Below are 12,271 nucleotides of genomic sequence, written 5' to 3' on the forward strand. Positions count from 1 at the left end.
CTACGTCGAAACGGTAATACACATCCACTCCGGGCGTCGGCCCGGCGCTCCGCCCAGCCCTCCACCGCCCGCTGAACAGCGCGGCGGCGAAACCCGTTGGCCTGAACCGGAGCAAGACCCCATGGCCCGTCCCCGTCCCTCGCGCCGCGACCGCGTCGCCGACCCCAACCTTGACCCTGACGACGTGAGCGACGTCCACCCCGCCGAGCTGCGGCGGCTGCAAAAAGAGTTCTTCGCCCGCGTCGACCACCTGGTCGCCGCCTTCCGGCGCAAGGACGAAGCGGCGGGCGCCTGCGGCAAGGGGCCGCCCTTCATCCCCGATTCATGATGCGTCGGTGCAACATGGGCCGCCTGCCGCAAGCTTGGCCGCAAATCGGTTGCGACCTTGCGGCGAAAATGCGGCATGGTGCGTTACGGAGATACGCGATGACCAAATCGAGCAACCCCGACACCGAGGCCCGCGCCAATCTGCGCGTCGTCTCTTCGCCTGAGGCCGAGGTCTATGACCTGATGCGTGCGCCCGAGACCACCGCCGAGCGCGTCAAACGCCTCCAGGCCGAGGCGCGCGCCCTGGCGCTCGAACAGGTCGAGGCGCTGGAGGAAGTCTTGCTCAAGGCCGCCGACATGGCGCGTGAAATCGCCGACGGCGGCGACGCCTATCCCGTCGGCGCCCGCGAACTGGCCCACCGCCTGGTCCAGGACCTGCCCGCCAAGGCCGAAACCATGAAGGCCATCATCGCCAAAAGCCATCCATGATGGTTGAAGGGCGCTAACGCTCGGCTCGCGGAGCCTCGCTGCTTGAGCGCATAAGCGCCCTCTTCTTCACCGTCATCCCGGCCTAAGCGTCAGCGCAGAGCCGGGACCGCCCAGGACGCCGCCGTCAGGCCGCGTCGGGTCGAGAGGTTCCGAAGGGCCGACGACCTCGGCCTAGCCAAGAATGTCGGAGAACTCCGGGTGGCGGCGCAACCACGCCACGGCATAGCTGCAGTGCGGGATCAGCGTCAGCTTCTCGGCCCGCGCGTGCTCAGCCATGGCCTGCATGAACCTGCCCGCCGCCCCCGCGCCGCGCAGGGCCGGGTGGGCCTCGACGTGCAGGATGACCCGCGCATGGCCGCGCACCGCATACTCGGCCCAGACGGGCTGCTCGTTTCCGTCCGCGTCGGCGAACTCCTGCTGGAAGCGGCGGTCGGCGGGCTGGTCGCGGAAGGCGGTCATGACGGCTCCTGAAATCAGGCCGGCCGATCGTTCAGCAGGGCCAGCAGACCCAGAACGCTCTTCACCGTGAACCAGATCGACACCAGCAGCAAAAGAAGGCCGAACAACATCAGGAAGGGAATGCCGATCAGCAGCATGGAGGCCACGGCGCTGACCGCGATCAGGCCCCACAGCACGATGCTGACCCAGAAGACCGACCAGAACAGCTTGATCTGGGCTTCGATATGCTGGGCCGCCAGCCCCGTCGCCGAGCCCCGGCAGGCATAGGCCACGATCAGTCCGACCAGAACCAGGATATTGGCGCTGGGGATCGACAGAATATAGAGAATCCAGGCCAGAACGGCCCCGTCGCGCCCATTGCCGCGCGCCTCGGAAATCTGATCGGTCATGATCGGCCTCTAGTAGAACAGACGAAGGGGATGACGGATGGCGCGGCCCTCCAGCAGGTCCTTCAGACCCAGAGCCCCGCGCACGATGGTCCACACCGCCATGACGAACAGGACGAAGACGCCGACGTTGATCAGGATCAGCACCACCCCGCCGACGATGGCGGCCACGGCGGCGAACAGGGTCCGCTGCTGGAAGATGAAATGGCTGCGCGCCAGCGGATCAGCGGGCGGCGCCTTGCGCCACATCCGCAGCAGGCCGATCGCCGCCGCCACGCCGAAGGTCGGCACCGCGAACAGGATCAGGGCATAGCCGACATAGAGGCTGGTCAGGTCGCCGGCCTGATCGGTCGAGGCCGTCGGGCTGTTGCTGCTGTAATCGCCGGACTGGACCATCGGAACCTCTTGAACGAGGCGGGACAATGGCGGGACGAACGGCCCCGCGCAACCGGCCTCAGCGCGAATAGGCGACTTCGCAGCCCGCCGCCGCCGCGCCGGGGATGGCGCCGGGCTTCTCCACCCGGACCTTGACCGCCAGGACGCGATGATCGTCCAGACAGGCCAGGGCCACCCGCTCGGCGAAGGTCTCGACCAGGGCCACATGCTCGCCGCCCGCCAGTTCGCGGGCGATCCGGGCCACGCCCTCATAGTCCAGGGTATCGGACAGGGTGCGGATCGGGGCGGCGCCGAGGTCCAGTTCCACGTCCACGAACAGGGGCTGCAACCGGCCATGCTCATGGGCGTGAACCCCGATGGCGGCCTGAACCTCCAGACCGCGCACCAGGACGGTCAGGCCCAGACGGCGCGGCTCGACGGAGGGCAAGGGGGTGACGACAGCGCTCACGACCAGGTCTCCGGCGGCAGGATATCGTTGATGCTGAAATCGGCCCGATCACACCAGTCGCCCAGCTTCCAGGCCCGTTCGGCCTCGCTCAGGCCGCGCGTCAGAACGGTATTGGTCGGCGTCTCCTCGATGGCCAGTTCGGCCAGCCGAAACGGCACGCCCTCGGCGGCCAGAATGGCTTCCAGCTTGCGCCACAGGGCGATGACCAGGGCCTCGGTCGTCGGATCGCCGTCGATGGTCAGGACCTGGTTCAGCCGCTGCGGCTCATGGCTCTGGAACCAGGCCAGCAGCGGGTCGGCGCGGTTCAGCTGGAAGGCGTGGTCCAGGCTACGGTCGACAAAACCGTGCCAGCGCCGCTTCAGGTTCTCGAACGAGGCGGCGTGGTTCGACTGGCCGAAGGCGATCTCAGCCGTCGGTTCCAGCGTCACCTTGACGAACTCGTTGTGCCCGTGCGGCACGGCGCACTTGGACCCCGCATCGGCGATCAGCCGGTGCGCCATCGAGAAGCGGCGGGTGAACTGGACGGCAGGCATCAGGGGCAAGGGTTCCGAAAACGCAGTCGCCCCATATAGGCGCCGCGAAGGGCTCGCGCATCAACACCCTGACGACGGCGAAGTAAAGGCGGGTTCAGGGAACAGGAATTCCGTCAAAGGCCACGTCCCGCCCCCGGCCGATCAGGCTCTCGCCCCCGTCAATGGTCAGGTTCTGCCCGGTCAGGCTGGGGGTCTCGAGGATGAAACGCACGGTCCGGGCCACGTCCCCCAGCGAGGCGCCGCGCCCCAGCGGCGTATCGCGCCACGCGGCTTCGTACTCGGCCTCGGTCTGCTCGCCGCTGCGCAGGATCAGGCCCGGCGAGACGCCGCACAGCCGAATGCGAGGGGCCAAGCCCATGGCCAGGGTCCGCGTCAGCCCCGCCAGACCGACCTTGCCCGCCGTATAGGCGAAGAAGTCCGGGTTCGGACTGTCCACCTTGTGATCCAGGATATTGACCACCACGCCCTGCCCGTCCGCCGCCTCGACCGCCTTGGCGAAGTCGCGGATCAGGAAGACCGGCGCGGTCAGATTCGACGCCAGATGCTCGCCCCAGGACGCCTCGGTCAGGGTCGACAGGGTATCATAGCGAAACAGGGAGGCGTTGTTCACCAAGGCGTCGATCCGCCCGAAATGGCCGACCACCCGGTCGATCAGGCCGTCGCGCTCGCCCGCTTCGTTCAGGTCAGCCGCAAAGGCCGCCGCCCGCACGCCCAGGCCGGTCAGTTCGGCGACCAGGGCCAACGCCTCGTCCGCCCCGCCGCGATGATGGACCGCCACGTTCCACCCCGCCTCGGCCAGGGCCCGCGCGATCCCGGCGCCGACGCGCCGCGCAGCCCCAGTGATCAGCGCCGTCTTGTTCGGAAGGTCGCCCATTCAGCCCGGCCTGCGGCGGAAGATTTCCACGCCCGCGCCGGCGGCCTCAGGGAAGATGTCCGGCTTGGTGATCCGCACCCGGCAGGCCTCGACCGGCGGCAGGGCGAAGCAGACGCCGATCAGTTCTTCGACCAGGGTTTCCAGCAGCTCGACATGGTCACGACCGCGCCAGCCGGAAATATGATCGCGCACCCGGTCGTAATCGATGAAGCCGCCCTGCGCCAAAGGCCAACTGGCGAACATCTCGACATTGACGATCAGCCGCGTGGGGCGCTCGGGGTGCCGCTCCCACGGGTGCAGGCCGATGCGCACATCGACCGCCACATCCGACAACAGGACGCGGACATGGTCCCCGGCGTTACGCCAGTCGAACCCGCCCGCGCCGGCGGCCGATTCAGTCAACCCGGCCGAACTCGTAGAAGTTCACAGCGGCGATGACGGCGATGAAGGTGAAGATGATGCCGATGGCCAGCATGTGAAGTCTCCTGTTTCGCTTCCCCGAATAGGGGCAAGCGCGCCCCGGTTCAAGCCGGGGTCAGTCGCCTATGTCCATGCCGGGCGGCGGAGGCGACAGAGTCTGCGGACAATGCGGCTGGCTTTCAAAATGCGCGCGATAGGCGGCGAAGGGCACGGGGAAGGCCATTTCCTGCCGGTGCGCCTCCAGCGCCTCGACATTCTCGATCGGATAGGGCCGCCATTTGCCGTTGTCGCACCGGAACTGGGTGCCATAGCGTTGCGGACGCCCCTCGGATGTCGCCAGACGATCAAACATCATGGCGTAGCTCTGACCGTCGATCTCATCCGTTGCGACCAGGGGCTGCAACACCGGCAGAAAGCGCCGCCACAGAGCCTCATCGGAGTGCTGGACAATGTGAAAGGCTGCCGCTGCGGCCTCGGCGCCATATCGGCTTTTCAGGAACCAGCCTTCTGGCGGCGTCATGGCGATAAGCGCCTGCTGGTTCTCCTGATCCACAGCTTCGATCGGCGCGCTCGCCGCCCGAACCGCCGCCATGCGTTCCGCGTCCGACAGACGTGAGAAATCCAGCTGCATGATGACCCGACGCCCCGCCTGGTCCAGTTCCCCCATCCGCTTCAGACGCGTCTGCTCGTCGGGCGCAGGCCCGAGGGCGGCGTGCTGCGCCCGGACATCCTCGATCGCCGTCGCCACCGGCGCGATGATCGCCTGCGCCTCGGGGGAAAGTCCCTGAACCTGAAGTCCAAGCATGATGGCTGCGAGCCACATCAGCGCCTCCCGGATGAACCCCATCTATCCCGCCCAAGCCGTCGCCACGCAAGCCATGGTCGCGCCGTCCCTGCCGCCATGCCATGCTTGGCCGCATGACCACCTGGCGCACCCGAATCGAGCCCTTCACCCGGCCCCTCTTCTTCGCCTGGTCGCTGATGAACCGGGGCATGACGCTGGGCGTGCGCGGCGTGGCGACGGATGCCGAGGGCCGGGTGCTGCTGGTAAAGCACACCTATCTGCATGGCTGGTGGCTGCCCGGCGGCGGAGTGGACCGGGGCGAGACCACCCAGGCCGCCGTGGTCCGCGAGTTGCGCGAGGAGGCCGGGCTGATCGCCAGGGGCGAGCCGCGTCTGATCTCGGTCCATTCCAATGAGCGCTTCTTTCCCGGCGACCACGTCCTGGTCTTCGCCATCGACGCCTTCGACCTGACCGAGCGCACGAGCCACGGCGAGATCGCCGAGATCGGCTGGTTCGGCCCCGACGCCCTGCCCGAGGATACGACCCGCGCCACCCGCGACCGTCTGGCCGAAATCTTCGGCGGCGCGCCCGCCGATCCGAACTGGTAGAGTCCGCCCATGCAGGCTCCCATCCTCGTCCTTCTGACCTTGCTGCTGGCGGGCGCCGCCACGGCCTTGCAGGGGCCGACCAACGCCAGACTGGTCACGGCGGTCGGCTCGCCGCTGAACGCCGCCTTCATCTCCTTCGCCGTCGGCACGGTGGCCCTGGGCCTGCTGGCCCTGGTCCTGCAGACGAGGCCGGACGTCGGCGCGATGAAGGCCCTGCCCTGGTGGGCGTGGATGGGCGGGCTCTACGGCTGCGCCTTCGTGGTCTCCGCCGCCTGGGGCGTGCCGCGTCTCGGGGTGGCGACCACCATCACCGTCATGATCGCGGGCCAGCTCTTGCTCAGTCTGGCGCTCGACCACTTCGGCGCCCTAGGCGTCGAGAAGCAGCCGCTGAGCCTGGGTCGCATCGCCGGCGTGGCCCTGGTGATCGGCGGCGTGGTTCTGGTTCGCCGGTCCTGAGCCTATATCCGCCCCGATGACCGACGAGACGATAGACACCGCCGCGACCGAGGCCCTGCCGCTTCAGGCGACAGCCCTGATCGCCGACGAGGCGCGCCGCGCGCCGGACAAGCCCGGCGTCTATCGCATGTATGGCGAGGACGGCGACTGCCTCTATGTCGGCAAGGCCAAGTCGCTGAAGAAGCGCATCGTCCAGTACGCGCAAGGCCGTTTCCACACCCAGCGCATTGGCCTGATGGTGTCGCTCACCCGGTCGATGGAGCTGGTGGTCACCACCACCGAGACCGAGGCCCTGATCCTCGAAGCCGGCTACATCAAGCGGCTGAAGCCGCGCTTCAACGTCCTTTTGAAGGACGACAAGTCCTTCGCCGAGATCATGATCCGGCGCGACCACCGCGCCCCCCAGGTGCGCAAGCATCGCGGCGCCCACACCACGCCGGGCGCCTATTTCGGCCCCTTCGCCTCGACCTGGGCTGTGAACCGGACGCTGAACACCCTGCAGAAGGCCTTCCTGCTGCGCACCTGTTCGGACAGCGTCTATGAGACCCGCACCCGGCCCTGCATGCTGCATCAGATCAAGCGCTGCTCGGCCCCCTGCACGGGCCTGATTTCGCTAGAGGACTACGGCGATCTGGTGAAGGAGGCCGAGGCCTTCCTGCGCGGCAAGTCGCGCGCCGTCATCGCCCGCCTGTCCGCCGAGATGCAGACGGCCTCGGACGAGATGGAGTTCGAGCACGCCGCCCGTGTCCGCGACCGCATCCGCGCCCTGTCGGCCATCGCCATGGAATCGGGCCTCAACGCCGAGGGCGTGGGCGACGCCGAGGCCGACGTCTTCGCCCTGCATTCCGAGGGCGGACAGGCCTGCGTCCAGGTCTTCTTCTATCGCGCGGGCCAGAACTGGGGCGGGCGGGCCTATTTCCCGCGCATCGACAAGTCGGACACCGATCCCGAAATCCTCGGCGCCTTCCTGGCCCAGTTCTACGAGGACAAGCCGATCCCGCGCCTGATCCTGTCCAACGTTCGACCGCACGAGCTGGAGCTGCTGCAGGAGGCCTTCACCCTGAAGTCGGGGCACAAGGTCGAGATCGCCCGCCCCCAGCGCGGCGAGAAGCTGGCCGTCGTGGACTACGCCCTGACCAACGCCCGCGAGGCCCTGGGCCGCAAGCTGGCCGAGAACTCGGCTACGTCCAGGATTCTGGACGAGGTCTGCGAGGCCTTCGGTCTGGACGCCCGGCCCGAGCGGATCGAGGTCTATGACAACGCCCACATCCAGGGGACCAATGCGGTCGGCGGCATGATCGTCGCGGGGCCCGAGGGCTTCCGCAAGAACCAGTACCGCAAGTTCAACATCCGCGGCGACGACCTGACCCCCGGCGACGACTACGGCATGATGCGCGAGGTCATGCGCCGCCGCTTCGGCAAGATGGTCAAGGACGAGGAGGCCGGCGAGATCGTCGAGCGCCCCGACCTGCTGCTGATCGACGGTGGGGCGGGCCAACTGGCCGAGGTGCTGGCGGTCCTGGCCGATCTGGGCGTCGACGACATCACCGCCGTCGGCGTGGCCAAGGGTCCGGACCGGGACGCGGGCAAGGAGCATTTCTTCATGCCCGGCAAGCCGCCCTTCATGCTGCCGCTGAAGTCGCCGGCCCTCTATTACATCCAGCGGCTGCGCGACGAGGCCCACCGCTTCGCCAACGGCGCCCACGCCAAGCGCCGCTCGATGGACATCACCAAGAACCCGCTGGACGAGATCGAGGGCGTCGGCCCCTCGCGCAAGAAGGCCCTGCTGCACGCCTTCGGCTCGGCCAAGGGGGTGTCGCGCGCCTCGGTCGCCGACCTGATCAAGGTCCCCGGCGTCAACCAGTCGCTGGCCGAGCGCATCCACGGCTTCTTCCACAAGAACTGATCGGGACTTGAGCCGGAAACCGCTGCGGGTCTAGGAAGGCGCTTATGACCAATGAACTGATCAAGGGCTATCACCGCTTCCGCCAGAACCGGTGGCCGTCCGAACGCGCCGAATACGAGGCCCTGGCCACGAACGGTCAGAAGCCGCACACCCTGGTCGTGGCCTGTTCCGACAGCCGCGCCGACCCGGCCCTGATCTTCGACACGGCGCCGGGCGAACTGTTCGTGGTGCGCAACGTCGCCAACCTGGTCCCGCCCTATGAGCCCGACGGCAAGCTGCACGGCGTCTCGGCGGCGCTGGAGTTCGGCGTCAATGTGCTGAAGGTCCAGCACGTGGTCGTCATGGGCCACGCCTCGTGCGGCGGGGTCAACGCCATGCGCAACGGCGCCCCGTCCAACTGCCAGGACTTCGTCGCCCCCTGGGTCGCCCAGGGCGTGCCCGCCGTCAGCGCCGCCATCGAGGGCGTGCCCGCCGACGAGCAGGAAACCGTGGCCGAAGAGGCCGTGGTGCGCCTGTCCCTGGACAACCTGCGCACCTTCCCCTGGATCGCCGAAAAGGAGGCGGCGGGCGAGCTGCGTCTCAGCGGCCTGCATTTCGGCATCGCCGCCGGCCTCCTGACCAAGCTGACCGGCGCCAAGCGGTTCGAGCGCCTGGACTGAGCCCCGTCCGAGGGCGACAGGTCGTCGCCCTCGTGAGCTCTCGCATCGCGTGGCGAACCATGCCACACCGCCAGGCGTTGCAATGGACGTGATGATGACCTCTGCCCACAAAGCCAACCCGATCCCCAACATCCTGACCAGCATCCGTCTGGCGGCCGGGGTGGTCATGTTCCTGCTGCTGGCCGGCGCCACCAGCGGCGTTCCCTTCTTCTCGGCCATGCTGAGCCCGGACGACCAGTTCGCCCTGTATCGAACGGGCTTCTGGATCTTCGTCATCGCCGCCTCGACCGACTGGGTCGACGGCTACCTGGCCCGCCGCTGGCACGCCGAGACGCGCTGGGGCGCCATCCTGGACCCCATCGCCGACAAGATCCTGGTCACCGGCGCCATCCTGGGCGTGCTGACCTCCGGTTCGGTGCAGCAGATCATCATTCCCTGCGGCCTGATCCTGTTCCGCGAGTTCGCGGTCTCGGCCCTGCGCGAGACCATGGCCGGGCGCATCAACCTGCCCGTCACCCTGGCCGCCAAGTGGAAGACCACCCTGCAGATGGTGGCCCTGGGCTGCCAGCTGTTCGCCCGCAACTGGGACGGCTGGGGCCTGCCCTTCGACTACCTGCCCGCCTTCCAGCTGTTCTCGGACGCCCTGATCTGGCTGGCCGCCATCGTCACCCTGTGGACCGGCTGGCAGTATTTCAGCGCCGCCCAGAAGCAGATGCGGGATCTCTGATCTTCGTCGCGGCCAAGCTGAAATGCAGAAGGCGCTGGGTTATCCCAGCGCCTTTTCCATGACCACGAAGGTCAGGTCGCGATCGGACAGGCCGAAGGTGGTTTCGTCCAGCGGGAAGGGCCGGGTTTCGCCGGTTTGGGCGTAGCCGCGGCGTTCGTACCAGGCGATCAGTTCGGACCGCTGGCGGATGACGGTCATCTCCATGCGCGTGGCGGCAAAGCGGCTGCGGGCCTCGGCCTCGGCGGCCTCGATCAGCAGGCGGCCCAGACCGCCCGCCTGCCGGGTCGGATCGACGGTCAGCAGCCCGAGATAGGCCAGGCCTTGGCCCTGATCCGCCACCTGGACGCAACCGGTCAGGGCGCCGTCGACCTCGGACAGCAGGATGACCCGGCCGGTGTCGGCGATAATGCCCAAAAGCTCGGCCTCGTCGGTGCGCTGGCCGCCCAGCAGGTCGGCCTCGTGGGTCCAGCCGGCCTTGGCGCTGTCGCCGCGATAGGCGCTTTCAACCAGGCGATGCAGCGCCGCCACGTCCGAGGACGTGGCGGGCCGGAAGGTCGGGGCGATCAACGGCGAGCCTTGCGGGGCGCCGGAACGCCCAGCTCAGCGACCAGGTGATCCATGCCGTAGACGTCGCGCAGGGCCGTGGTCACGGCCTGGGTGGTGACGATGACGCTGCGATTGACGTTGCGGTCATAGCCGTAGGCGTTGCGCTGGGTCAGGACGGTGGAGTCGAAGTTGGCGCCGATGATCTCGCCCCTGGCGTTGACGGCGGGCGAGCCCGACGAGCCGCCGATGGTGTCGGACGAGACGGCCATGTTCATCACCGCATTGGGATCGATGCGGTCCTTGGCGGCCAGCAGCTTGGGTGCGACGTTGAAGGGCTCGGCCCCCGTCGCGCGATCCCATAGGCCGGCGAAGGTGGTGAATGCGCCGATGCGCTGGCCCGGAACGTCCGTGCCTTCGACCCGGCCATAGGTCAGACGCAGGGTGCCGGTGGCGTCGGGATAGACGGCGTCGCCAAAGGCGACGAAGCGGGCGGCGGCCAATTGCTCGGAGGCGCGGTCGGTCGGGGCCTTGACCTTGTCATCCCACTCCTTGCGCACGGCGCGGGCGTCGGCGTCGATAGCCAGGACATACTGAATCAGCGGATCGGTTGAGGCCTGGACGGCGGGCAGGCCGCCTTCCCACAGGGCGCGGCGCACAGCCGGGTCAGCCAGCTTCGTGCCCTCGATCAGACGGGCCGACAGGGCCTCGGGGCTTTCCTTGCCCAGCAGGGTGCGGACCTGGGGGCTGTCGACGGTCAGCCATTCGCGGGTCTTGGACAGCCACCATTCCAGACGGATCTGCTCCAGGGCCGGATAGGTCGGACGCTCGGCGAACAGGCCGGATTGCACGCCGGGCAGGCGGCTGTCGGCGAACTCGCCCAGACGCTGGTCTGACGGCTTGGCGCGTTCCTGAGCGCCGCGCACGATGGCGCGGGCCCACTGGAACAGAGGCGAGCCGCCCGCAACCGAGGTCGTGCCCATGCCCGTGCCGCCTTCCAGCAGGGCCATCGGGGCGTAGAGCTCGCGCGCCAGGGGTTGAACCTCGGCCAGGGCGGCCCAGGGGTCGCCGACCTGACCCGACAGCGCCTCGTTCTCGGCCACGCGACGGCGGAAGACTGTCTCCTGACCGGCCAGCTGGTCCATGAAGGCGGGGTCGATCAGGGCGGCCATGCGGCCACGACCGCGCTTGTAGGTGTTCTCGACGCCGACAATGGGGTCCATGGCGATGAAGGCCTGCTCCTCGCCCTCCTCGGAATAACGGATCAGACGGCCGCGCAACTCCGAGGCGATCAGTTGGTCCATCGGCAGGACCACGTCGCGGATGGTCATCAGCTGCGACTGGGTCAGCAGGCGCTGGGTCGAGCCGGGGTTGCCGGTGATGAAGACGGGCTCGCCCTCGGTCGGCCTGTTCGGGTTCCAGGTGAAGTGGGTCGGCGTCGCGGCGGGCTTGCCGTCTTCGTACAGGCGAATGAAGGCGGCATCGATGGCGAAGCGCGGGAAGGAGAAGTTGTCCAGATCGCCGCCGAAGGTCGCGGCGCGGTCTTCCGGCGCCCAGGCCAGACGCACGTCGGAGTATTTGCGGAACTTGTAGAGCTTGAACTGGCCGCCGCGATACAGGCTGACGACCTGGCAGCGGATCTTGGGATCAGAACCGCAGTTTTCGGTTTCGATGCGGCCGGCCTCGGCCTCGCGCGCCTGGGTGAAGGCCTGGCCGTCCAGGCCCTCGCCCGCCTTCTGCACCCGCGCGGTGACGTCGCTGATGTCGGTCAGGATTTCAGCCGAGCCGCCGGGGCATTTCAGCTCCTCCTCGCGGCTCTTCGGCGTGAAGCCGGTCTCGGCGTATTGCAGTTGCGGCGTGGACAGGTTGGCGACGCAGGTGGCGACGCAGTGGTTGTTGGTCATCACCAGGCCTTCGCCCGAGATGACGCCCGCCGAGCAGCCGCCGAACTTGACCGAGGACAGGCGGACGCGGTCCAGCCAGTTCTGGTCGATCGAGGTCCCCAAGGTCTGGTTGGCGCGGGCGATGGGGAAGTTGTCATAGGTCCACATGCCCTCCTCCGCCTTGGCGGAAGAGGCGGCGGCGAAGGCCAGGACGGCGGCCGAGGCGAAGAATAGCGGGGCGTGACTGGTGCGCATGGGGTTCCTCAGCGTCGCTGCCCCGACCACCGCCGGAGCCCGTTTGCAGGCCTTTGGAAAATCAGGCCCTTGTTTCGGTCAGTCTGAACAGAACCTGGATGAAAACCGCAACCCCTGGCGAGAGCATTCACAGCCTGCCTTGGCGGGACTAGATTCGGCGAATGACGAAACGGGACGG

17 protein-coding genes are annotated in these 12,271 nt (G+C 68.0%); 7 read left to right on the top strand and 10 right to left on the bottom strand.

What is annotated here, in order from left to right:
- Positions 1 to 121: 121 nt before the first annotated feature.
- Both ACR9FL_RS14005 and ACR9FL_RS14010 read left to right on the top strand, forming a co-directional pair.
- Entirely contained in the window at positions 122 to 328 is a 207-nt protein-coding gene (locus ACR9FL_RS14005) for a hypothetical protein (protein ID WP_436356016.1), read from the top strand.
- Between the two features lie 98 nt (positions 329 to 426).
- Positions 427 to 756, top strand: coding sequence for a hypothetical protein (locus tag ACR9FL_RS14010; RefSeq protein ID WP_105562705.1), 330 nt, complete (start codon positions 427 to 429; stop codon positions 754 to 756).
- A 171-nt stretch (positions 757 to 927) separates the two neighbouring features.
- On the opposite strand, the gene ACR9FL_RS14015 is transcribed toward ACR9FL_RS14010, so the two are convergent.
- The 8 genes from ACR9FL_RS14015 to ACR9FL_RS14050 form a co-directional block, all read right to left on the bottom strand.
- Complete coding sequence (locus ACR9FL_RS14015; protein ID WP_436356017.1) at positions 928 to 1,215, bottom strand: GNAT family N-acetyltransferase; 288 nt, start codon at positions 1,213 to 1,215, stop codon at positions 928 to 930.
- A 14-nt stretch (positions 1,216 to 1,229) separates the two neighbouring features.
- On the bottom strand, positions 1,230 to 1,604 hold the full coding sequence (locus ACR9FL_RS14020; protein WP_296177817.1) for a hypothetical protein: 375 nt from the start codon (positions 1,602 to 1,604) through the stop codon (positions 1,230 to 1,232).
- 9 nt (positions 1,605 to 1,613) lie between these two features.
- Complete coding sequence (locus ACR9FL_RS14025; RefSeq protein WP_436356018.1) at positions 1,614 to 1,997, bottom strand: serine/threonine protein kinase; 384 nt, start codon at positions 1,995 to 1,997, stop codon at positions 1,614 to 1,616.
- Between the two features lie 58 nt (positions 1,998 to 2,055).
- On the bottom strand, positions 2,056 to 2,445 hold the full coding sequence (gene folB, locus ACR9FL_RS14030; protein WP_436356019.1) for a dihydroneopterin aldolase: 390 nt from the start codon (positions 2,443 to 2,445) through the stop codon (positions 2,056 to 2,058).
- Positions 2,442 to 2,978 (bottom strand): 6-pyruvoyl trahydropterin synthase family protein, encoded by a 537-nt coding sequence (locus ACR9FL_RS14035; protein WP_296177836.1) that lies wholly within the window; start codon positions 2,976 to 2,978, stop codon positions 2,442 to 2,444. The genes folB and ACR9FL_RS14035 overlap by 4 nt, the downstream gene beginning before the upstream one ends.
- A gap of 94 nt (positions 2,979 to 3,072) precedes the next feature.
- The gene (locus ACR9FL_RS14040; RefSeq protein ID WP_436356020.1) at positions 3,073 to 3,852 is read right to left on the bottom strand and encodes an SDR family oxidoreductase; all 780 of its coding nucleotides are present in this window, start codon (positions 3,850 to 3,852) and stop codon (positions 3,073 to 3,075) included.
- Positions 3,853 to 4,254 carry a dihydroneopterin aldolase gene (locus tag ACR9FL_RS14045; protein ID WP_436356021.1) on the bottom strand — a complete coding sequence of 134 codons (402 nt, stop codon included), beginning with the start codon at positions 4,252 to 4,254 and terminating at the stop codon, positions 3,853 to 3,855.
- Between the two features lie 133 nt (positions 4,255 to 4,387).
- Complete coding sequence (locus ACR9FL_RS14050) at positions 4,388 to 5,095, bottom strand: DUF6624 domain-containing protein (protein WP_436356022.1); 708 nt, start codon at positions 5,093 to 5,095, stop codon at positions 4,388 to 4,390.
- Positions 5,096 to 5,190: 95 nt separating this feature from the next.
- Here ACR9FL_RS14050 and ACR9FL_RS14055 point away from each other — a divergent pair, with 95 nt between their 5' ends.
- The 5 genes from ACR9FL_RS14055 (at position 5,191) to pgsA (ending at position 9,412) form a co-directional block, all read left to right on the top strand.
- Positions 5,191 to 5,664, top strand: coding sequence for an NUDIX domain-containing protein (locus ACR9FL_RS14055; protein WP_436356023.1), 474 nt, complete (start codon positions 5,191 to 5,193; stop codon positions 5,662 to 5,664).
- Between the two features lie 9 nt (positions 5,665 to 5,673).
- Positions 5,674 to 6,120, top strand: a complete 447-nt coding sequence (locus ACR9FL_RS14060; RefSeq protein ID WP_296177827.1) for a DMT family transporter — start codon at positions 5,674 to 5,676, stop codon at positions 6,118 to 6,120.
- Between the two features lie 16 nt (positions 6,121 to 6,136).
- The gene (gene uvrC, locus ACR9FL_RS14065) at positions 6,137 to 8,026 is read left to right on the top strand and encodes an excinuclease ABC subunit UvrC (RefSeq protein ID WP_436356024.1); all 1,890 of its coding nucleotides are present in this window, start codon (positions 6,137 to 6,139) and stop codon (positions 8,024 to 8,026) included.
- 44 nt (positions 8,027 to 8,070) lie between these two features.
- Positions 8,071 to 8,685 (top strand): carbonic anhydrase, encoded by a 615-nt coding sequence (locus tag ACR9FL_RS14070; protein WP_296177831.1) that lies wholly within the window; start codon positions 8,071 to 8,073, stop codon positions 8,683 to 8,685.
- 94 nt (positions 8,686 to 8,779) lie between these two features.
- The gene (pgsA, locus tag ACR9FL_RS14075) at positions 8,780 to 9,412 is read left to right on the top strand and encodes a CDP-diacylglycerol--glycerol-3-phosphate 3-phosphatidyltransferase (protein ID WP_296177833.1); all 633 of its coding nucleotides are present in this window, start codon (positions 8,780 to 8,782) and stop codon (positions 9,410 to 9,412) included.
- A 39-nt stretch (positions 9,413 to 9,451) separates the two neighbouring features.
- On the opposite strand, the gene ACR9FL_RS14080 is transcribed toward pgsA, so the two are convergent.
- Both ACR9FL_RS14080 and ACR9FL_RS14085 read right to left on the bottom strand, forming a co-directional pair.
- Positions 9,452 to 9,979, bottom strand: coding sequence for a GNAT family N-acetyltransferase (locus tag ACR9FL_RS14080; RefSeq protein WP_436356025.1), 528 nt, complete (start codon positions 9,977 to 9,979; stop codon positions 9,452 to 9,454).
- Positions 9,976 to 12,093, bottom strand: coding sequence for a S46 family peptidase (locus tag ACR9FL_RS14085; protein WP_436356026.1), 2,118 nt, complete (start codon positions 12,091 to 12,093; stop codon positions 9,976 to 9,978). The genes ACR9FL_RS14080 and ACR9FL_RS14085 overlap by 4 nt, the downstream gene beginning before the upstream one ends.
- Positions 12,094 to 12,271: the final 178 nt, after the last annotated feature.

This window comes from Brevundimonas sp. CEF1 (assembly GCF_051353055.1).
Classification (GTDB): Bacteria; Pseudomonadota; Alphaproteobacteria; order Caulobacterales; family Caulobacteraceae; genus Brevundimonas.

Coding starts and splice junctions, on each gene's coding strand:
- ACR9FL_RS14005 (WP_436356016.1), top strand. CDS start 122: ATGGCCCGTCCCCGTCCCTCGCGCCGCGACCGCGTCGCCGACCCCAAC.
- ACR9FL_RS14010 (WP_105562705.1), top strand. CDS start 427: ATGACCAAATCGAGCAACCCCGACACCGAGGCCCGCGCCAATCTGCGC.
- ACR9FL_RS14015 (WP_436356017.1), bottom strand. CDS start 1,215: ATGACCGCCTTCCGCGACCAGCCCGCCGACCGCCGCTTCCAGCAGGAG.
- ACR9FL_RS14020 (WP_296177817.1), bottom strand. CDS start 1,604: ATGACCGATCAGATTTCCGAGGCGCGCGGCAATGGGCGCGACGGGGCC.
- ACR9FL_RS14025 (WP_436356018.1), bottom strand. CDS start 1,997: ATGGTCCAGTCCGGCGATTACAGCAGCAACAGCCCGACGGCCTCGACC.
- ACR9FL_RS14035 (WP_296177836.1), bottom strand. CDS start 2,978: ATGCCTGCCGTCCAGTTCACCCGCCGCTTCTCGATGGCGCACCGGCTG.
- ACR9FL_RS14040 (WP_436356020.1), bottom strand. CDS start 3,852: ATGGGCGACCTTCCGAACAAGACGGCGCTGATCACTGGGGCTGCGCGG.
- ACR9FL_RS14050 (WP_436356022.1), bottom strand. CDS start 5,095: ATGTGGCTCGCAGCCATCATGCTTGGACTTCAGGTTCAGGGACTTTCC.
- ACR9FL_RS14055 (WP_436356023.1), top strand. CDS start 5,191: ATGACCACCTGGCGCACCCGAATCGAGCCCTTCACCCGGCCCCTCTTC.
- ACR9FL_RS14060 (WP_296177827.1), top strand. CDS start 5,674: ATGCAGGCTCCCATCCTCGTCCTTCTGACCTTGCTGCTGGCGGGCGCC.
- uvrC (WP_436356024.1), top strand. CDS start 6,137: ATGACCGACGAGACGATAGACACCGCCGCGACCGAGGCCCTGCCGCTT.
- ACR9FL_RS14070 (WP_296177831.1), top strand. CDS start 8,071: ATGACCAATGAACTGATCAAGGGCTATCACCGCTTCCGCCAGAACCGG.
- pgsA (WP_296177833.1), top strand. CDS start 8,780: ATGACCTCTGCCCACAAAGCCAACCCGATCCCCAACATCCTGACCAGC.
- ACR9FL_RS14085 (WP_436356026.1), bottom strand. CDS start 12,093: ATGCGCACCAGTCACGCCCCGCTATTCTTCGCCTCGGCCGCCGTCCTG.